We start from the raw sequence: 18,351 nt of genomic DNA, 5'->3' as shown, positions 1-18,351 counted from the left end.
GCTGAACTGCAGCTGTAGTTTTCGTCAGGAACGGGTGCTGAACTGAGTTCTGATGCGTTGCCGTATTTCCTCAACGGTCTGGTAGGCACCCATCAATAGCCGTTTGCGTGTCTCGCCAACCTTCACTAATGGCATGACATCACTGAGCTCCTCGCCTCGGCTTGTCTGATCCACATGCCAGCTCAGGCGCAAGTCGGCAAATAAACCATAGGCAACCATCGCCTCCCGGGCGGTATCGTGTAGCTTGGGGTCGTGCTCAAGTAACCAGGCAAGACGCTCTCCGGTGCCGGTCTGCTCCAGCCAGCCGCCGTCCAGGCAGAACAGGCGAGCGGCATGAGTTACCAGGTGTGTACCGTGAAGTTTGAGGTTCAATGCCATTCCCTCGTCCGCCTTGAAGCCCTTTAGACGTGGGCTGGGAAAGTGTCTGACGGGCAAACCGGGTTCAAGTGCTTCACGGGCCAGCATCGGCAGAAAATGGCGTCGCTCAGAGACAATCCGTACAATTTCTGTTCTGAGGTCTCCACACAGTTTGCCATCACCATAGATGGGGCGGCAATCAGTCAGTGCACTTATCCACAGCAGGTGGCTCTCATCGGTATCTGACATCCACTCCTTGATGATGTGACTCCAGCCATTCAGATCGTGTCGCATCGCAGAATTGCTCGCCATGATGCCAGCTTCGCAGCGTGCAATGCCTGCAACATCCAGCATGTCGTTGGCGGCCTCTGCCAGGCGTGCAAGCCAGGTATTGGCCTGCTCTGGCGCGTCTGAGTCATAAATGATGGCGTTGTCCTGATCAGTGCGCAGCCCCATTTCACCTCGACCCTCGGAGCCCAGCGACAGCCAGCACCAGGTTAATCCTGAGGGCGGCGCATCCAGTTGAGCACTGACAATGTCCAGTATTCTCACTGTCATGGCGTCATTGAAGCGGGTGTTGATCTGGAGCAAGTCCTCGGCACGTACGCCTCGACGATAGAGAGTCACTATCATCTGATCTGCCGCACTGCGCAGCTTGCGCAATTCCTGGCCGTTGTCCGCTTGCTCAACACGTCGACGCAGAGCTGTCGGACTGTTCAGCAGCACACGGGCCAGATCGGTATCGCTGACCACACCTTGAAGCGCGCCGTTATCGTCCAGCAATACCAGATGTCGCCAGTTCCGATCCTCCATGGCCATCATGCCGTCGAACACCGATGCGCGTGCCCGTATCGTCAATGGATCTGGCTTCATAATGGTTGAAACCGGTAGTTCCGATGACAGCCCGGCTGCTACGACCTGAGTGCGCAGGTCACTGTCGGAAACCAGTCCCACCGGCCCCTGATCCGAATTGATGACAACACAGTCACTGTCATGTTTCGCCATCAATCTGGCCACATCGCGGATTGGCAGGGTAGGGCTGCAAACCATAACCGGGCCGTTTGCCAGCTCGACCAGGCGCTGGCCAAATAGAAAGCGACTACCTGCAACGTCATCGAATGCGCCAAGCTCGCGTTCGAACCGGCGCAAATCCGCCTGGAACCAGGCAGCAAAGACTGGATGCCTGGCAAATAAAGTCAGCAGAGCTGTATGTTTGATCTCCAGTATCACGGCGGCGCGGGAGATTTCAGCGCGATAGGGGGGCGGGAGTTTTCTGAGCATTGCAAAGTGGCCAAACACTTCGTTGGCTCGAAGATGCCTGACGGTCATCTGCTGCTCTGACTCGACTAGTCGAACACGGCCCGACAAGATGATAAACACCGGGTATGCAGGGTTCATCGTGTCGCCTTCGATGATTCTGTCGCCAGCCGCTATTGAGTGCAGTATTGCGCTGCTGCAAAGTTCTGTCAGCGAGGCGTCGGGCAGGTTGTCGAACGGCGTGACATGCTGCAACCGGTGGAAGGTACTCAGTTGCATGGGTTCGTTCAAGGTTCTGGGATTTCCTTTTTTTTAAAAAGAAGCGTGATCAGAGTCCGACCGACACCGTGTTGTTCTACAGTGTCAGCCGGAACCTCGTCAATCGTTACCATCAGTCAGGGGCAGTGGAATCTGTTTACTGGGAGTTGCTACCCTGCCGAAGGTTTTGCACGAGCAGAGAGTTTGAGCAGACAGCCGATTCCCAACACAATGCCACCTGTGACAACAAAGCCCATCACAGCCCCTGTCGTGCCTTCTGGTTGCGGTACGAGTAACAACAGGAATATGCAGGCGCCGTACAGGATTGCCAGAATTCCAAGCTTGTTCCTTTGTTCCAGATCGGCGACGGTGGCGTTCTGGTCCTTGGAAACAACGGGAGTTTCAATATCAGTGAAGAACGCTTCAACCTCACGTGTTCTGGTCTCCGTGAGTCCCTTGTAGAAACGACGGGTGAAGAAGAAGAAGCCCATGGTGACGATCAGGTGCAGCGCCATAGACAGGATGAAGAGTAGATCGGCGGATTCTCTTGAGCTGAATTCAATGCCCAGAACGCCGCCGATCATATCGGCAGTGAGTACGAACTTCGACACCAGAGAGACACATAGGCCAACCAGTACGGTTGCCCAGGGAGCCCAGTCAGGAACTCTCTTGATAACGATGGCAAGCGTCAGAGGAATAAGTATTGGCATCTGAATCAAGCTGCCCGTTTGCAGCATGATGTCGAACAGGCTCAGCTCCTTGAGCGAAGAGATGAACAAGCCAACCAAGACAATGACAAGGCCAAAGCAGAAGGTGAGGATCTTGCTCATCCGCATCAATTCACTGTTGGTGGCGTTGCCCTTCTTCAAGATAGGGTTGTAGAAATTCAGCACCATGATGCCGGCGCTCCGGTTTAGTCCGGAGTCCATCGAGGACATGGTTGCGGAAAACAGAGCTGCGATCATGATGCCCACCATGCCGATAGGCATGACCGTGTCAACAAATGCCAGATAGGAGGCATCCGCAGCCTTACCACCAAGTGTGGGGTAAGTTGCTGCCAGATCGATACCCATGACTGCGGTTGCCATCGGTGGCAGAAACCAGACGAAAGTACCGGCAAACATCAGTATGGCTGCCAACAGCGCAGCTTTCTTGGCATTGATGCTGTCCTTGGCGACCAGATAGCGTGAAGCATCGAACAGATTATTGGTACTGAATATCTGTTTGGTGATGGACATCATGCACCAGACAAAGAACAGGCCTACATAGCTGAGGTTGTTGGTGAACAGGTCCCGTGGAAACTCTGTCACCACTTCAACGATGCCGACTTCGGTTGCAACAAACAGTGTGGCGGTGACGGAGATTGCCATGATCACAAGCATCTGTATGTAGTCGCTGGCAACAACAGCCCATGATCCCCCGGATAGAGATACGAACATGACAATGACGCCGGTGATGACAATGGTCATCTCGATACTGATGCCGAACACCGCCGATGTGAAAATAGCCAGACCATTGAGCCATATGCCGGCCTGTATCACACCAATAGGAACCTGCGCCCAGGTAAAGAACTGTTCATTGACGCGACCATAACGCCTTTTGATGGCGTCGATGGGTGTGATGCATCGGGTTTGTCTGAACACTTCGGCAACAAAAAGAAAAGAGACAAAATAGCCGACGGCATTGCCGAGGAAAATGGCGGCTACCGAGAGGCCATCGTTGTAGGCCTTGCCAGCGGCACCTGTGAAAGTCCAGGCACTGAACTGCACCATGAACGCACTGGCACCCGTCATCCACCAGAGCATCTTGCCGCCGCCACGAAAATATTCACTGGGGTTTGATGACTTGCCACTGAACATGAAGCCTATGGCGACGATGAAGACCAGGTAGAGCGATATCAGCGCAAGGTCGACTTTTCGCTCGAATATCATCGAGCCAATTTCCATTTCCATGCTCTTGCCTTTCTCCTTGGTAGCAGATTAAGAAATTATCAAACATATCAAAAGTTTCAGTTTGACATGTCAGGTTTGATTTCTAGTATATCTGTCTGTGAACTACGTTACAAGAAATGAGGAGCAGTTTATGGGGAAGTAATTGTCTTGTGGTCGTATGCCAATATGTTGACTTGAAAGGCGAGCTTGCTGAAGTAAATCCGATTTTTTGTTTTCAGTGAAAGTGTCCATACTTGCAATATTGTTAGGTATGTAATGATTACAAGCTTATTCAAAAATATGTCAGAAAAACATTACGAAACAAGTCTATTTGGTAACAGTGGTGTCATTGATGCAGGTGCAAAAAAATCAACTGTGAATCAATCATGTTCTAATTTGCATGCGCTATCTTGAGTCAGCTGTATTAGAAGATAGGGGGCCCATTCACGTGAAGGTATTTCTATTTGACTGATAGTCATTGTTCAATAAGTCGTTCGCCATTTGCCACTGTAGATACGTCTGTGAAACAAGGGGAACTTGACCAGCTCTTCAACCAGAAACAGAGAAAACACCCAGGCGGCCGATAAGTCCAGATACAGGATGAACAGGATTGTCAGTGGCACGCGCACAGCCCACTGGGAGAAGACAAAGATATTCATCACATAGACAGTGTCTCCACCGGCTCGCAAGGTATGTCCGCATATGGCGTTCGATGATTTCGGGAACGAGAGAATCAAGAGCACCGGCAAGAAGCTCCACAGGGCATCCTGTGTGTCTTCAAGAAGATCTCCATAGATCCAGCCAAAAGACAGGGATGTCACCAGGTGTAATAGCGAGACCAGGGCGGCGAGCGCGAAAGTAATACGCCAGACGCGACTGAGAAATTCATCGAGGCTGCTTGCCGAGGTTTTTTTTCCAAGGAGTTGGCCTACAAAAATGCCGGTCGCCTGGGCCCAGGAAGTCATGAACTGGCCGAAGATCTGTATCCACGGCATGATCAGAGTAATCGCGGCAAACTGGCTGACACTCATACGAGCGTAGAGTAGCGTGCACAAAACAGTGGCAACACTCTGGCTGAAGAAAGTTGCGGCAATGGGCAGTGCCAGAATGAGATGCCTGATGCTGGAGCGCGCCAAGGTTGTCTGCGACCAGCCAGCGACGAAGATGATTGCGCGATCCCTCTGGAGTATGCAGTACATCAGGAATAACATTCGCACGATAGCCGCTGCGGCACTTCCAATGGCTGCACCTGTCAATCCAAGTTCAGGGAATCCGTACAAGCCATAAATCAGTACGACACTCAAGCCGATGTTGACAGGGATCGTCACCAGGTGGCTAAAGAAGGGCAGCTTGGTCCTGCCGGTTCCATTGAAGTAGCAGGAAACGCTCTGACTCAACATTTCCCCGATGATGACTGCCGTGAAAACATGCAGATAGCTGATTGCATCGGCAGCAATTTGGGGTGTGTGGGCAAAGTAGGAAATGATCTCGTCGCCGATGGTCCAGGTCAACATCAAGCAGAGCATTGATGCGACAGAGTTCAGCACGAGACCGCACCAGAAAGCACTTTTGAGCCGTACCGGGTCGTTGGCACCTTGCCCCTGGGCCACCAGAATCTGAGTGGCAGTAGAGAGAGCGAAAAGTGTTCCAAGCAACAAGCTTATGATCGCGGTTGCCAGTCCCATTGAGGCCAGTGCGCCTTCTCCCAGGCTGGAGACCAGGAAAGTATCAACAATGACAATGCCGTTGAGCATGATGGCATTGATAGCCAAAGGCCATGCGAGAGAGAGAACGTTACGGCTGCCTGGTAGAGGTAGCTCCGTTGGATTCCTGACGCTGTGCTCTGTGTCAGCGCTCGAACTGCCGGTTTTGCTCAAGGGTTGGCCGAGCAGAGGTCTGCAGATATAGCGATAGCATTGGACAGCCATCGCAATGCCTCTTTCTTTGGTCGTCAAACAGCTTTGATCCAGGTTGTCGTCAATAGCAACGGTCGGGATGATAAGGCTGATGGCAATACCTGAGCGGACTTGACTATGCGGCTCGGTTTGTTCGTGAAATAGTTGGTACGACCATCTGGTGTGTCAGGATGATACTTTGATATACATGAAATTGATAATTCAAATTCAAAGTATCCATCATGAACCTTGTCGGCTGTGCTCTGGCGTGGTGAGTTGAGGTTTCATGTGTTATGCGTCGGTAAGCGTCCCGGCTGTCAGGCCGCTCGTCGATCAATGTCCACATGAGGCTCGTGCGACTCATTAGGTGCGGGGCGTCCAAGCAGGAATCCCTGCAGCTCATCACAACCCAGTTGTCTAAGGGCATCGCGTTGTAACTCTGTTTCTACACCTTCGGCGTTAACACGCATACCGAGCGAGTGGGCCAGTGAGACTATGGATCCAATGATCAATGAGACCTTGCCCTCGTCTTCCAGCTCTTTTACGAAGGCTCGATCGATCTTGACCTTGTTGAACGGAAAACGCCAAAGATAGGCGAGGCTGGAGTAGCCGGTACCAAAATCATCCATTGCGATTCGAACTCCCAGGTTCGACAGTCGATTAAGGCTGTCCAGTACCTGCTCCGGATTGCTAATCAGTAAAGATTCGGTTATTTCCAGTTCGAGGCGTTCAGGTGCGAGTCCAGTTTTCTCAAGGGCATGGGATACAACCGAGACCACATCGGTGGCCTCCGCCCGGAACTGGGCTGCAGAGAGGTTGACCGCCACGCGGGCGCAATCTTTCCATAGAGTGGCGTCATTGCAGGCCTGTTCTATTGCCCAAGTGCCAAGGGCTTCGATCTCTCCACATTCCTCCGCCAGAGGAATGAAAATCGAAGGCGGCACATTGCCACGTGTGGGGTGATTCCAACGCATCAATGCCTCAAATCCAGTTGCCGTATCACGATCCTCGGCTTCGAACAACGGCTGATAATGCAGGCAAAGTGTCCGGTCGGCTAGCGCAGTTCTCAAATCGATAGCCAATAGTCGACGTTCTTCCAGTTCGTGATCGAGTGTTTCATCATAGAAACTGAAGCGTCCGCGGCCTGAGGTTTTCGACCGATACATCGCCAGATCAGCCTTGTGCAGCAAATCACTGATTTCGGTGGCATCAGTGCCGAAGCAGGCGGCACCGACGCTAGCACCGCAAGGTATTCTGCTTCCATCGATCTCGATGGGGCTTGCAAGGGATTTAACGATCAGCTGTCCATAGGATTCCACATCACGTGGATCCGACTGTGTAGCCTGCAGAATCGCGAATTCATCGCCTCCGAGTCGTGCCAGCACATCCCCCGGGCGGTGCAGTGCGGTGAGTCTGTCAGCCACTTCGCACAGCACTTGGTCGCCGGTCGCATGACCTTGGGTATCATTTATCTCTTTGAATCGATCAAGATCAATACAATGGATAGCAAAGCTCTCCCCGGAGGCGGTTGCTGCCTGTGCTGCTGATATGAGTACGCTTTGGAAGCTGGCTCGATTCAGAGCGCCAGACAAGACGTCGTGTTCGGCCAGATAGCGGATTCGCTCTTCGCCCTGCCGCCGATCCGACGAACGCTGCCAGGTTTGCCAGCCGAGGCCGGTCCCACCTAGCAGCAGCAGGGTGGCGGCAATAAGTGCAACTTCGGTAAATGCCGCAGCGATAAGCCGTTGCCTTGCGCTCTGATCTACGTAGACCTCAATGACACCTTGAATACCGTTGTCACCCATCAGGGGTACATAAGCTTCTGAGTACAGGTCTGGTCGATCTGGCTTTTTTCGACCATCAGACAGTTCGATGTAGTTTTTGCCACCTAATACGATGTCACTGACATAGGAATTGGTATCACCGTGGTGAGAGCCGAGCTGCGATGTTCCTGCAGCCGAAAGAGGCGCCATTGAGACAATCTGGTCGGATGTCAGTAACAGTTGTCCATTGGCATCAAATAACTTGAAGCGAAACACATCTCCCAATTGACTGGATCGCTGCAACTCTATTTGTGCCTGTTCGCTCAGTTCGCGTCGGGTGAACAAGTGTTCAAGATCGGGCACTGTTCGCGCAATGAATTCAGCGTATTTGAGAGCTGTTTGCTCGGCATCTTGTGCAAGAAGGTGCTTCTCTGTCCGCTCCATGCCAAAGTTGGCTATCGTCAGTAACAGAGTTCCTGCTCCTACCCACAGCGGTATGGACCACCACAAGGATCGGGATTGATTGCTGGCCCTCAGTGACTTGCCAGCTCCGTACAGACTGGCAATCATCGCACGTGTTCTATTCCGCATCAGAGGGATAGCGACGGCTGCAAAGGCAGCTTTAGTGAGAACTCAGTGTTCCGTGGCTGGGATATCGTTCGAAATCATGGTTTGTCTGAAGTAGAAATGTGTACCTGACTGTTGAAGCAGTATAGTGATGTATTGTGCAGAAAATAAGTTGACATATCGTCGGATAGTTTCCTGCATTCACCTGTCTGTAGAGATGGAATGATAGAAAACCCAAGCGAACTGGAGAAAAGAAAGTGAAAGTAGTAATCGGTATGGTATTCGCGGCAGCCTTTGCCGCAACGTCCGCTTTCGCAGACGGGCATGCAAGCTGGACGTCGGTAGATAGTGAATCCAGTGTTGCGTTCGGTTCTATCAAGAACGACAGCAACGGTGAAGTACACCACTTTGAACAGGTGTCAGGCACTGTCAGCGAAACAGGTGAGCTGGTAGTGAAAATCGAACTTCTGTCTGTCAACACTCAGATCGACATCCGTAATGAGCGGATGATCGAATTGTTGTTCCCGGAAGGTCAGCCCGAGGCGAGCCTGACAGGGCAGGTCGACATGGAGGCTCTCAATGCACTTGAGGTCGGTGCGACGACTCTGATGGATGTCGAGGGAACATTGAGCTTTGGCACTGTTGAGACCACTATCGATGCTTCGATGCTGGTCGCTCGTCTTTCAGATGAGCGTTTGCTTGTCACCACGTCGGATTTCATCATGCTACCTACCGCTAATATCGGCATTGATGCCGGTGTTGATCAGTTGATGAAGCTGGCTGGTTTGTCCAGTATCACGCGGGTCTCACCTGTTTCCGTACGTATGGTTTTTACTCAGTAGGATTGAGTTTAAGGGCTCGTGAAATTATCAACTATTTTACGAGCTCTTAAATGGCCCGCAGTTTTCGTTTCAGTTTCTTGTCAGAAAGCGTTTTTACGTAACTTTCGATACTGATGGATTTGCGTTTTCGTTCATCCTTTTCTGGCCATTGATTCAGTATGCGTTTTACATGAAGAAGGAATACGGTGGTTTTGCGCTTCTTTTTGCCACGCGGGCTTTGTAGTTGAACCTGCACCTTGAATTGCTCATCCAGCTTGCCCAGAATGCCGGCCTCTTCGAAAGCCTCCAGTCGCGCAACTTGTCGGTTACTTAGATTTTTCTCCAGCTTGCCGGTTGGAATAATCCATTGTCCTTGTTCACGACTGGTGATCAGGTAGATCTTGCACTTCTTCTTTTTGCTTTTACATTTTTTCATCAGAACGGGGAGTACGGCGACTCGTTTTTTCAGCTTCTGATGTTTCTTACCCATTGTCTGGCTTTCCGGTTTTGGCCAACTGCGCGTTCTTGTAACGTTTATCGCCCGTTACCTCCAAGCCTGCAAACTCCGGGGGCGACCAGGCGAGTGCCTCTTCCTCTGATGTGAACTCAGTCTCGAGCACCATCAATGGTTTCAGTTCGCCGTGGTATACGTCAAGTTCCAGTTGGTAGCCATCCAGCATAAATGTGCTGCGGGCCTTCTCCAGCCGCATGCCTTTGCTCAGAGGCCATAGGGCGTCGAACATCTGTTCATTGATGCTGATCTCATGTTCTTCTCGGCTCAGGCCTGCACCCTTCTTTTCAGTTAGAAAAAACAGCTCACCCTTGCGTCTTATCCTCACTTCTCGATCCGCTTCGCGTATCAGATAGCCTTGTTGAATTTCTTCCAGTACTGCGTTCTGCAATTCAATCACAGGCAGTTCTTCAACCAGAAATTTACGCTCTATTTCTATTGCCACGGTAAGCCCTCTTGAGCTGATTATGCAAATTTACAGGTGTTTTTTTGATATCTCTGCCCACAGCTTGATATAGGCTGCGTTGGCACGAGTCGACCTGGCGAAGAGATCAACGGGCGCCTTGTGCTGGCCCATTTTTTCGATGTCTGACGAATACGGAATTGTGGTTTTCAGAAACACCTTTCTACGCGTCGACATGGCTTCCATCGTCGCTTTATGCAGAGACTTCTGAGCCTGCACCATGGAGAAGAACGGTACGATTTTCTTCAGTGGGTATTTCTTGTCTTTGAAGAAAAGGACCAGTTGTTCGAAAGTTCTTTCTGAAAGTGTTGTTGGAATAACCGGGACCAGAACGACATCTGAGGCAATGAATATTGATTCAGACAGATAGCCAATGGAAGGCGGGCAGTCGAGTATCACCAAGTCATATTCGTGCTTGAAACCCTTCAAAACGCGTTTCAGACGATTCTCCCGCCTTTTCAGGTCGCCCAGCATGGCATCGAAATTTCGAAAGCTCAGATGAGCTGGAATAATATCCAGATTCTCGAAATCGCTGGCCTTGATGTTTTTGACAAGGGTCTTATAAGCCTTGAAAAAACGATCCCCCCATTTCTTGGACGAAGGCTTTACGCGAAAATAGAACGATGAAGCACCTTGCGGATCCAGATCGATCAGCAAGGTTCGTTGCCCTGATTTCGCTGCGAAGTAGGCCAGGTTGACAGCCGTCGCTGTCTTTCCGACGCCGCCCTTCATGCTGTAGCAGGCCACTACCTTCATGTTTTATCTCCGATGCTCTTCGCGCCAAAAGCCAGTTCAATTTCCATGGCCATTTCATCTGTGAAAAATCGCGCAAGCGCGGCTTCCACCTGATTGCGTGTTTCTATCTGTTTGTGGTGCAGTATTGCCGTCAATCCGCTCAGAGCTTTTGTCATTTCAATCTGGCTATCATCGTCAAAGCCGTGCAGAAATTCTATCTGGACGCAATAATCATTGAACTGGCCCAGTGTCAGCTGCAGTCTTTTCAACTGAGCCAGTAGTCTTGAGGTACGCTTTTTGGGAAGTAGCTCGATGAAAAATTCGATCAGATAACGAAATTTCTTGAACTCCTTTCGAATGTCGTGCACGTCTTCATCATCTGAAGTGGCGTTGAGTTGCATACTCATTGACAGGATTTTCCGGTAACGCCTGATCAGCAGAGATTTAGCTACAGACAGCACAGGCTCTTTCGACATGGGAGTGCTGAAGGCAGGTTCTGCTGCTAGCTCGGCTTTGCACTCAGCGATGTCCTGTTGGAACTTGCTTGACAAAAAATAGCGGGCCAGTCGGATATTTTCCTGCTGCCGCTGTTTTTCAACCAAGGTATACAGTACGTTCAGGCCATCTTCATGGAGCTCAGGCAATAAGGTTCGGTAGCTGTCCTTTTCGAGGAGGAAGACATCCAGGTCTCTTAATCTGCTGGTCTTGCCTGCAATGTCAGACAGTTTCGGTGCGACGATTTCGAGCGTGGAGGGCGGCAAGGATTTTTTCAACAGGCTGGTCAAAGAGCGCAATTTTCGCACGCTGACACGAAACTGATGCAGGAATACCGTGTCGGTATCAGAGACAACTCCATCGACATTGAGTATGGCCTGGGCAATCATGGCGACAGCCATAGTACGGACAGCGATCTCTGCTGGCATCTGTGGTGTGAGGTGGACCGGTGGCGGCCCCTGCTTTGCAGTTCCCATCAGCTTCTGCTCAATCAGCATCGTTTTGAGGCAAAAGTCAGGTACTTCTCGATCCAGTAAAGTTTTCAGCCGCTTCTTTGCTTGAGAAAAGCACTTGTTGTAGCCGCGCATTTCCTTGAGAGTCAGGTAGTGCAGGCTATGCTCACCTACTATCGATTGACTTAACTGACCCTTAGCGACAATTTTATCATCACTGTTGCGTAGAGAAAAATGGCTGCTATATAGCCGCAGAGATGCCACTGGCATGACAGCGCGCAATCTGATTATTTTTTTCAGTGTGTCTTTAACATCACTATCTGGCAGATCCCACCAGAATCTGGTTTTGGCTGCTGCGCGAACTTCAGCAATGCAGCTAGAATTCTTGTGCAGCTGAAATATTTGTTTATCGAGACGGCAAAGTATGTGATTGGCGTTCCACAGGTTGGCGTCAAAATCGTCGTATACCGTCATTTCTGAACTGATCGGTGCATCAATCTCGACGACAAAATCCTTGCCTATCGTCATGATGAGGTCATTATTTTCAATGACACTTTTCAGTAACCAGGTCGTTTCCAATACTGGATTCATTTCTTTGATTTTTTTTGCTTTTTGGAATTATTCAAATACTCTTCGACGAGATGTTCGAGAATGACTTGTACACTCGTATCCTCTTCGATTGCTCTGATTTTTAACGCCTTCAACATACTGCTCTCCAGGCGTAAGGACGTGTTTTTCTTATCGGATTGTTCTTTACCCATGGAGTAGACCTTCATCAGTATCAGTTTCTATCGTGACGTAGTTACATCATGACGTCAAGACGTCAAATCGATTCAGGCAAATGACTCAGTGAATCGAGGGGGTATTTTTTTCGCTGCCAAAGAGTACAAGCTGCGATGAGAGTCGTATGTTGCAGCCAACTTTGCTGATTTATACGAAAATCGGCAGGAAATGTGCACTATCAGCCCTATATCGAAAAGTAACAACATAGGTCCATAATCACAGGGGCCTACCTCATTGACGTTGAGAATCCCCATGCGCTACCTTCCTCTGATACTGGTCATGCTGGCTGTCCCTGTCGGGCGTTTGCTGGGTACGGTCTATCCGTTTGCCGGAGGTATCTTGTTTGGAGGTGCGTTGCTCGCCTCCATTGTCGGGGTATATGATCTGCTGCAGACCAATCGAGCAGTGTTGAAGAATTACCCCCTGGTTGCCCGCATGCGATTTCTGCTTGAAGGTATTCGGCCTGAGATCCGGCAGTATTTTCTCGAAAGCGATCATGACGAAGTTCCCTATTCCAGAGAGCAGCGTGCGTTGGTTTACCGACGGGCCAAGGGAATTGAAGGGTTACGTCCCTTTGGTACGCTGAAGAACGTAAACCTGGTGGGGCATGAGTGGATCAACCACTCGATAGCACCAACGCATATCGACAGTAGTGATTTCAGAGTCACTATCGGTGGTGGTCAGTGCAGTAAACCTTATTCAAGTTCCTTGTTGAATATTTCAGGTATGTCTTTTGGCGCCTTGTCCCCCACTGCCATAGAGGCATTGAATCGGGGCGCCCATAAAGGCGGTTTTGCACATACAACCGGAGAAGGCTCTATCTCACGCTACCATTTGCAACACGGTGGCGATCTGATCTGGCAGATTGGTAGTGGTTACTTCGGTTGCCGTGATCAGCAAGGTCGTTTTTCTGCTGAAAACTTCAAGCTGAACGCCTCGCAGAGTAGTGTGCGAATGATCGAAATCAAATTGTCGCAGGGAGCCAAACCTGGTCATGGTGGAATACTGCCAGCCTCCAAGGTCACCATGGCTATCGCTGAGGCTCGCGGGGTTCCAATCGGAGTTGATTGCGTCAGTCCAGCCAGTCATAGCGCATTCAGTACACCCATTGAGCTCATGGAGTTCCTCACAGAGCTTCGGGAGCTTTCCGGGGGCAAGCCCGTTGGTATCAAGTTGTGTGTCGGGCACCCCTGGGAGTTTTTTGCGATTGCTAAAGCCATGCTTGAAACCGGTACTCACCCTGATTTCATCACCGTCGATGGCGCTGAAGGCGGCACCGGAGCGGCCCCCGTCGAGTTTGCCGATCATATTGGCGCACCGTTGCGTGAAGGGCTGATGCTGGTGCACAACACCCTGAAGGGGCTCGGGATCAGGGACAAGGTAACCATTGTGGCATCGGGCAAACTGGTCAGTGCTTTTGATATTGCCCGTGTCATGGCATTGGGGGCTGACGCCTGCAATATGGCACGTGGTTTCATGTTTGCCATCGGTTGTATTCAGGCTCAAGCCTGTCATACCGGTAAATGTCCAACCGGCGTAACCTCTCAAGATCCGGGGCGATACAAAGCGTTGAATGTCGACAGGAAATATCAGCGAGTGGCTAGTTTTCATGGCAATACATTGACTGCATTGAAGGAGACCACAGAGGCCTGTGGTCTTATGCAGCCCGGACAATTCACAGCTCACCATCTGATGATTCGTATCAACAGTCGCGAGGTGCGATCAGCCGCCAGTCAGTATGAGTGGTTGGAGAGTGGGGATTTGCTGGAAGAGGTTAACGACCATCCGGCCTTCAGAAAATTCTGGGACATGGCGAGTTCGACTAGTTTTGCTGCAGTGCTCTGAACCTGCCATAGGTACTTGAATTGCATGCGTCAATTTCCCGCTAGCACTTGGCGGGATAGTTCGGCGTAGGCGCTGCATAGGCCTGTCTATTCAATGCCTGCTGTGCCTCGATAATGGCGCCATTTTTGACCAGATTGCCGCAACTGGCCAGCAGTGTACCTACGAGTAGTATCAGAGTGGTTTTCATCATCATGAGGTTCGCTTGGTTTGAGAGGCAACAGGATCTTGCGGTCTTTGATTGATATCCAGAATCATGGCAATCAGTGCCAATGCTGCGAAAACAAAATAGGCCTCTCTGGGAGGAACATTCCCTTGGGGAGCATGATTTTCATTAGCGTGAATTCCCAATGAGGAGATGCTACCGGATTCCAGCCTCGCCCCTGCTGCAACAATCAAACCCATCATCAGCATGGAGACTATGAAAACAAGGCCTGAGAGCCTGTGCAGCGAAGAACCCTTGTGCGACAGGAGTGCTGTCCCTCCGCTGCAAACGACAAGGGTGCCCATCAGTGAATGCAATATTGAGATTAACGACATACTTCAAGTGTCTCTTCATTCTGCTGTCTGCCGCCGGCCGGGTTCTTGGTTTGACTCAACCGACGTTGGGGCGGCAAGTTTCCGCATTGGAAAAAGAGTTGGGTGTCGCCCTGTTTGATCGGGTTGGCAAGCGGCTGGTGCTGACACCCAGCGGTCTTGAATTGGTCGACCATGTCCGGCAAATGTCTGATGCCGCTGATCGGATTTCCATGGTTGCCAGTGGGCAATCTCAAGAGCTGGACGGGGAGGTCTGTATTACAGCGACTGAGGCTTTCTCCGTCTTTTTGCTGTCGCCGATCATCAACAAGATCAGACAAGCATTCCCAGCCATTTCGATCGAAGTTCTTGCCTCCGATAGGCTGAGTAATTTAAGTCGTCGAGAGGCGGATATTGCCGTAAGAAATATCAGGCCCACGCAGCCGGACCTGATCGCTAGAAAGATTTGCGACGTATCTGCTCGGCTCTACGGTGCCTCAGTCTACCTTGATCGGTTGGGTCGACCTATAACGAAGCAGATTCTCAGCCAAGCTGATTACACTGGTTTTGCTCGAAGCGATGACATGATCGATACCTTTCGTGGCTTGGGTTTGCCGTTGAAGGCACAACAATTCCCTGTAGTGTCAGAGAATATTCTCGTTCAATGGGAGCTTGTCAAATTGGGAGGGGCTTTGGGCATGATGATGGAGAGTGTGGGTGACGAGGAGTCCTTGGTCGAACGAGTTCAGGCAGACTCTGCGAGTCTTCAATTTCCCATCTGGCTGGTTGCCCATCAGCAGTTGAAGAGCAGTAATCGTATTCGGGCAGTGTTTGAGGTGTTAGCCGACTCTCTGTCAATGTTGAGTGGCAAGTAGGCAATATGCTCATCAGATATTATTGGGTGATGTCTCCTCTTCTTCAGGCAGCGCAGGGAAGCAAGGGGAAATTCATCAAGTCATGATGAAGTTTTTTGCCTTTTTTCTTATTACAAGCAATTTTTAAGATACGAAGTTACCCCGCCCTTGTAGTGTTGCACTCTCCTTATAGACAGTTGCGCGCATGCACTGTATTCGTTAATTTGGAGGCAGGCAACTTGTACGCGAACCTATCAAGTCAGTTCCATGTACAGTCCATTTTTTGACGATTGAACATGTGTTTGATGTTGTGATGTTGTCATACCCGATGGATTCTGAAAGCAGAGATCATGAATAGGGAGGCACATACTTGGCCATTCACTCGAACGATACCCGGGGTGTTAATCATCCGCCGGACAGTGCAGGTTTGTCACAGTTCAGTGCCTTGCAACAGAATAGTCCCACACGCTCCACACGCTTTGGGCTTGACAAGGTCTTCTGCTTTCAGGCTTCTCGCAGCAGGATGATTGCCGGCTTTCTGGGGCCGTTGCTACTTGGTGTCGGCTCTGGGATTTCTGTCTCAGCAGGCTTTGGACCGCTTGGTTTTTCAGTGTTGCTCAATGGATTGTACGAATCGTTTGGGGTTTCACTGTGGTTGTCACAATTGCTACTTACCTTGCTGTTCTACCTGATAGCCTGGAAGTGGGCAAAGATTCCGTTGGGCATGGGAACATTGCCAACCTTGTTGTTGATTGGTCCGGCGATTAGCCTGGGCGCCACATTGACACCTGTTACATTGCCTGTTGCTGGACATGTGCTGGCGTTTGCTGCAGGTCTGAGCCTGTTTGCGTTGGGTATTTCATTAGCAGCGGCTGCGGCACTCGGACCAGACGGTGTTACCGCCTTGTCTCTGGCTGCCGAGAAACGGCATGCTCTGCCGGTGCCAAAGGCTAACTTTCTGTGGAACAGTGCGGCAATCTGTGTTGGGATACTACTAGGCGGGCACTATGGCCCTGCCACTGTCATTGGATTGTTTGCAGTCCCGCTGTTGATTCAGTGGCTTCTGCCTTGGCTTCGTCGCAGCGTTGTACGTCCTTGATTCTGAATCATCTACTACTGACTGTTCAAATAGCTTTCAACCGCTGTTGCGCGACTTGTGGCATGTGATTTGAGCGCATCGATTGCCGGAGTGAAATCACTGCTATTGCTCAGAAAGGAGTAGCCAGGAAGTTCTGCGGTCACGTAAGGGGAAACCAGCGACGAATAGTTGTCATATTTAGCCCGGATACTACTGGTTTCAAAGGCTAAGGACATGACTTCGGATAGAAGCAGGTCGTAGCGTGCCTTGTAGACATCGTCTGCGTAAATTTTGGCGATCAATGGCCATTGGGCAGAATCCAGATCGGAAAAATCCAGCGCTAATGAGCCACCTTGTTTGCCGTCCTGCAAAGATTCATTGTTATCCCACGGAATCCAGGTCAGCTTGCCATTTTCCGGGTTGTTGTAAAGATAGTAGTTATGAATCATTCGACCGTAGGTGTCCCAGTTCTGGATAATGCCGTTGACAGCCAGATACTTGAGGAAGCCATCTACGTCAAACACAGCTTCCAGGTTGGTTCGCCATGTAGCAGGGTCTGTTGTTGCCGTCTCGTCGTGCAGGGCGCTGAACAAGGCTTCAATATCTGACCAGTCTTCATCATCTTCATTGGTCTTCTTCTCGAAGTTTTCAGGGTTGAATGTGCCTTCCACGAAGTTTGCACTGCCATCTTCAGGTTTGTACAGATTGCCATCATCACTGGAGAACTGCGTATCCAGGACGGGTCCATCGACCTCTTCAACCAGTGTGTACAAGCCGAAATACTCAGGCCCATTGCCATGGTCGATATGCAATTCATAAAATGAGGTGTGTGAGACGGGAACGCCAGCAGCTCTGAAAACATCGGTGGCCACCTTTTCTCGTAGCTCCGATTTATCGTCATAGTTATTCTTCAGGCTGAATTTCTTGAACCCGTAGAAGCGCTGGTTGTCGATTTGTGGGTAATCATCCTCATACTCGTCAAAGTCCATCTTGAATGAGAGTTTGAGGATGCCTGCTTGCCAACTGTTTTTCAGTGACGAGTTGCCCTTGAATCGGATACCAACGCGATACCACTGTTTGCTGTTGTAATAAACATCGGCAGGTACGAAAATGGGATCTTCATCGATTTCTGTCAATGTGTTCGTTTCGTCTTCCTGACGAGGTCCACCAGCTTGAAATTCATCAGGTGGTGTGCCGCTGTCTGGCTGAATTCCATCAGGAGGTACGCCACCGCCAGCCTGGCCACCAGCAGGTGGAGCGCCACCGCCACCTCCTGCAGAGCTGCCTCCGAACTCGCCGTAGTTGGCAGTCATATCATCCAGCATGCTCTGCCATCGCTCTTCACTGACGACAAAATCCAGACGCTTTACCTGAGTGTCGTCAAACACTTCGCTGAAGTTTGGATCGACATCGTTGCTATGGCTTTCCTCAGTCCAGTCAGGCGTATCAAAAACAGCATCGCTTACCTCATCGGTACTGTCGCCTGGCTCCGCCAGGATAGATGTGTCAGTGTCTTCGGTAATTTCATCAGAGGCGTTGCTGCTGTCACTGTCGCTACAAGCGCTCAGCAGTAGCAGTGAGCTCAGAACTAACGCTGGAAATGTGTATTTGCGCAGGCTCGAGTAACCGGTGTCTGGAGGGGGTGTCTTCATTAATATCATTGCAGTGTCTGGAGAGTGTAAAGCCGGCGCGTGCCGAGACGATCGTTGTTTGAAAGAACAGGGAAAGGTGAGGCATAAGGTATGCCGGGACTCAGCCTTCTTTGCAGCTCAT

Annotated in this window: 16 protein-coding genes; 4 read left to right on the top strand and 12 right to left on the bottom strand. The window is 50.6% G+C overall.

Annotated features, from left to right (window positions below; genetic code table 11):
- Positions 1–24 precede the first annotated feature (24 nt).
- The 4 genes from IMCC3135_RS31210 to IMCC3135_RS31195 all read right to left on the bottom strand — a co-directional run bounded on the left by IMCC3135_RS31210 (position 25) and on the right by IMCC3135_RS31195 (position 8,052).
- Positions 25–1,905 carry a DUF294 nucleotidyltransferase-like domain-containing protein gene (locus IMCC3135_RS31210; protein ID WP_157736454.1) on the bottom strand — a complete coding sequence of 627 codons (1,881 nt, stop codon included), beginning with the start codon at positions 1,903–1,905 and terminating at the stop codon, positions 25–27.
- A 137-nt stretch (positions 1,906–2,042) separates the two neighbouring features.
- Positions 2,043–3,824, bottom strand: coding sequence for a sodium:solute symporter family transporter (locus IMCC3135_RS31205; protein WP_205737801.1), 1,782 nt, complete (start codon positions 3,822–3,824; stop codon positions 2,043–2,045).
- A 461-nt stretch (positions 3,825–4,285) separates the two neighbouring features.
- Positions 4,286–5,731 carry an MATE family efflux transporter gene (locus IMCC3135_RS31200; RefSeq protein WP_088921145.1) on the bottom strand — a complete coding sequence of 482 codons (1,446 nt, stop codon included), beginning with the start codon at positions 5,729–5,731 and terminating at the stop codon, positions 4,286–4,288.
- A gap of 284 nt (positions 5,732–6,015) precedes the next feature.
- Positions 6,016–8,052 (bottom strand): putative bifunctional diguanylate cyclase/phosphodiesterase, encoded by a 2,037-nt coding sequence (locus tag IMCC3135_RS31195; RefSeq protein WP_088921144.1) that lies wholly within the window; start codon positions 8,050–8,052, stop codon positions 6,016–6,018.
- 233 nt (positions 8,053–8,285) lie between these two features.
- On the opposite strand from IMCC3135_RS31195, the gene IMCC3135_RS31190 reads away from it, so the two are divergent.
- Positions 8,286–8,870 carry a hypothetical protein gene (locus tag IMCC3135_RS31190; protein ID WP_205737800.1) on the top strand — a complete coding sequence of 195 codons (585 nt, stop codon included), beginning with the start codon at positions 8,286–8,288 and terminating at the stop codon, positions 8,868–8,870.
- A gap of 46 nt (positions 8,871–8,916) precedes the next feature.
- Here the strand turns inward: IMCC3135_RS31190 and IMCC3135_RS31185 are convergent, their stop codons facing one another.
- The 5 genes from IMCC3135_RS31185 to IMCC3135_RS31165 are packed head-to-tail and all read right to left on the bottom strand — an operon-like array spanning position 8,917 to position 12,266.
- Positions 8,917–9,339, bottom strand: coding sequence for an NUDIX hydrolase (locus tag IMCC3135_RS31185; RefSeq protein WP_088921142.1), 423 nt, complete (start codon positions 9,337–9,339; stop codon positions 8,917–8,919).
- Positions 9,332–9,805: a CYTH domain-containing protein gene (locus IMCC3135_RS31180; protein ID WP_088921141.1), complete on the bottom strand. Its 474-nt coding sequence runs from the start codon at positions 9,803–9,805 to the stop codon at positions 9,332–9,334. The genes IMCC3135_RS31185 and IMCC3135_RS31180 overlap by 8 nt, the downstream gene beginning before the upstream one ends.
- Before the next feature lie 30 nt (positions 9,806–9,835).
- A complete protein-coding gene (locus tag IMCC3135_RS31175; protein ID WP_088921140.1) occupies positions 9,836–10,579 on the bottom strand; it encodes a ParA family protein in 744 nt (247 codons plus the stop codon).
- Complete coding sequence (locus IMCC3135_RS31170) at positions 10,576–12,096, bottom strand: CHAD domain-containing protein (RefSeq protein ID WP_088921139.1); 1,521 nt, start codon at positions 12,094–12,096, stop codon at positions 10,576–10,578. The genes IMCC3135_RS31175 and IMCC3135_RS31170 overlap by 4 nt, the downstream gene beginning before the upstream one ends.
- On the bottom strand, positions 12,093–12,266 hold the full coding sequence (locus IMCC3135_RS31165) for a hypothetical protein (RefSeq protein WP_205737799.1): 174 nt from the start codon (positions 12,264–12,266) through the stop codon (positions 12,093–12,095). Before IMCC3135_RS31165 ends, IMCC3135_RS31170 begins: the two co-directional genes overlap by 4 nt.
- 274 nt (positions 12,267–12,540) lie before the next feature.
- On the opposite strand from IMCC3135_RS31165, the gene IMCC3135_RS31160 reads away from it, so the two are divergent.
- Positions 12,541–14,133: an FMN-binding glutamate synthase family protein gene (locus IMCC3135_RS31160; RefSeq protein ID WP_088921137.1), complete on the top strand. Its 1,593-nt coding sequence runs from the start codon at positions 12,541–12,543 to the stop codon at positions 14,131–14,133.
- Positions 14,134–14,173: 40 nt separating this feature from the next.
- On the opposite strand, the gene IMCC3135_RS34400 is transcribed toward IMCC3135_RS31160, so the two are convergent.
- Together IMCC3135_RS34400 and IMCC3135_RS34395 are read right to left on the bottom strand one after the other, a co-directional pair.
- Positions 14,174–14,326 (bottom strand): hypothetical protein, encoded by a 153-nt coding sequence (locus tag IMCC3135_RS34400; RefSeq protein ID WP_157736453.1) that lies wholly within the window; start codon positions 14,324–14,326, stop codon positions 14,174–14,176.
- A complete protein-coding gene (locus tag IMCC3135_RS34395) occupies positions 14,323–14,670 on the bottom strand; it encodes a hypothetical protein (protein ID WP_157736452.1) in 348 nt (115 codons plus the stop codon). Before IMCC3135_RS34395 ends, IMCC3135_RS34400 begins: the two co-directional genes overlap by 4 nt.
- Between IMCC3135_RS34395 and IMCC3135_RS31150 the strand changes: the two genes are divergently transcribed.
- Complete coding sequence (locus IMCC3135_RS31150; protein ID WP_088921135.1) at positions 14,604–15,521, top strand: LysR family transcriptional regulator; 918 nt, start codon at positions 14,604–14,606, stop codon at positions 15,519–15,521. The genes IMCC3135_RS34395 and IMCC3135_RS31150 overlap by 67 nt on opposite strands.
- Before the next feature lie 349 nt (positions 15,522–15,870).
- A complete protein-coding gene (locus tag IMCC3135_RS31145; protein WP_088921134.1) occupies positions 15,871–16,599 on the top strand; it encodes a YczE/YyaS/YitT family protein in 729 nt (242 codons plus the stop codon).
- A gap of 14 nt (positions 16,600–16,613) precedes the next feature.
- Here IMCC3135_RS31145 and IMCC3135_RS31140 read toward each other — a convergent pair whose 3' ends face one another.
- Complete coding sequence (locus IMCC3135_RS31140) at positions 16,614–18,230, bottom strand: CotH kinase family protein (protein ID WP_088921133.1); 1,617 nt, start codon at positions 18,228–18,230, stop codon at positions 16,614–16,616.
- Between the last annotated feature and the right edge of the window lie 121 nt (positions 18,231–18,351).

The organism is Granulosicoccus antarcticus IMCC3135, assembly GCF_002215215.1.
GTDB lineage: Bacteria > Pseudomonadota > Gammaproteobacteria > Granulosicoccales > Granulosicoccaceae > Granulosicoccus > Granulosicoccus antarcticus.
The sequence above is the reverse complement of the archived record's forward strand: the minus strand, read 5'-3'. Positions and strand labels throughout refer to the sequence as shown.

Bases quoted from the DNA above. Each gene is read 5' to 3' on its own strand.
- IMCC3135_RS31205 (WP_205737801.1), bottom strand. From the start codon at position 3,824: ATGGAAATGGAAATTGGCTCGATGATATTCGAGCGAAAAGTCGACCTT.
- IMCC3135_RS31200 (WP_088921145.1), bottom strand. From the start codon at position 5,731: ATGGCTGTCCAATGCTATCGCTATATCTGCAGACCTCTGCTCGGCCAA.
- IMCC3135_RS31195 (WP_088921144.1), bottom strand. From the start codon at position 8,052: ATGCGGAATAGAACACGTGCGATGATTGCCAGTCTGTACGGAGCTGGC.
- IMCC3135_RS31185 (WP_088921142.1), bottom strand. From the start codon at position 9,339: ATGGGTAAGAAACATCAGAAGCTGAAAAAACGAGTCGCCGTACTCCCC.
- IMCC3135_RS31175 (WP_088921140.1), bottom strand. From the start codon at position 10,579: ATGAAGGTAGTGGCCTGCTACAGCATGAAGGGCGGCGTCGGAAAGACA.
- IMCC3135_RS31170 (WP_088921139.1), bottom strand. From the start codon at position 12,096: ATGAATCCAGTATTGGAAACGACCTGGTTACTGAAAAGTGTCATTGAA.
- IMCC3135_RS31165 (WP_205737799.1), bottom strand. From the start codon at position 12,266: ATGGGTAAAGAACAATCCGATAAGAAAAACACGTCCTTACGCCTGGAG.
- IMCC3135_RS31160 (WP_088921137.1), top strand. From the start codon at position 12,541: ATGCGCTACCTTCCTCTGATACTGGTCATGCTGGCTGTCCCTGTCGGG.
- IMCC3135_RS34400 (WP_157736453.1), bottom strand. From the start codon at position 14,326: ATGATGATGAAAACCACTCTGATACTACTCGTAGGTACACTGCTGGCC.
- IMCC3135_RS34395 (WP_157736452.1), bottom strand. From the start codon at position 14,670: ATGTCGTTAATCTCAATATTGCATTCACTGATGGGCACCCTTGTCGTT.
- IMCC3135_RS31140 (WP_088921133.1), bottom strand. From the start codon at position 18,230: ATGAAGACACCCCCTCCAGACACCGGTTACTCGAGCCTGCGCAAATAC.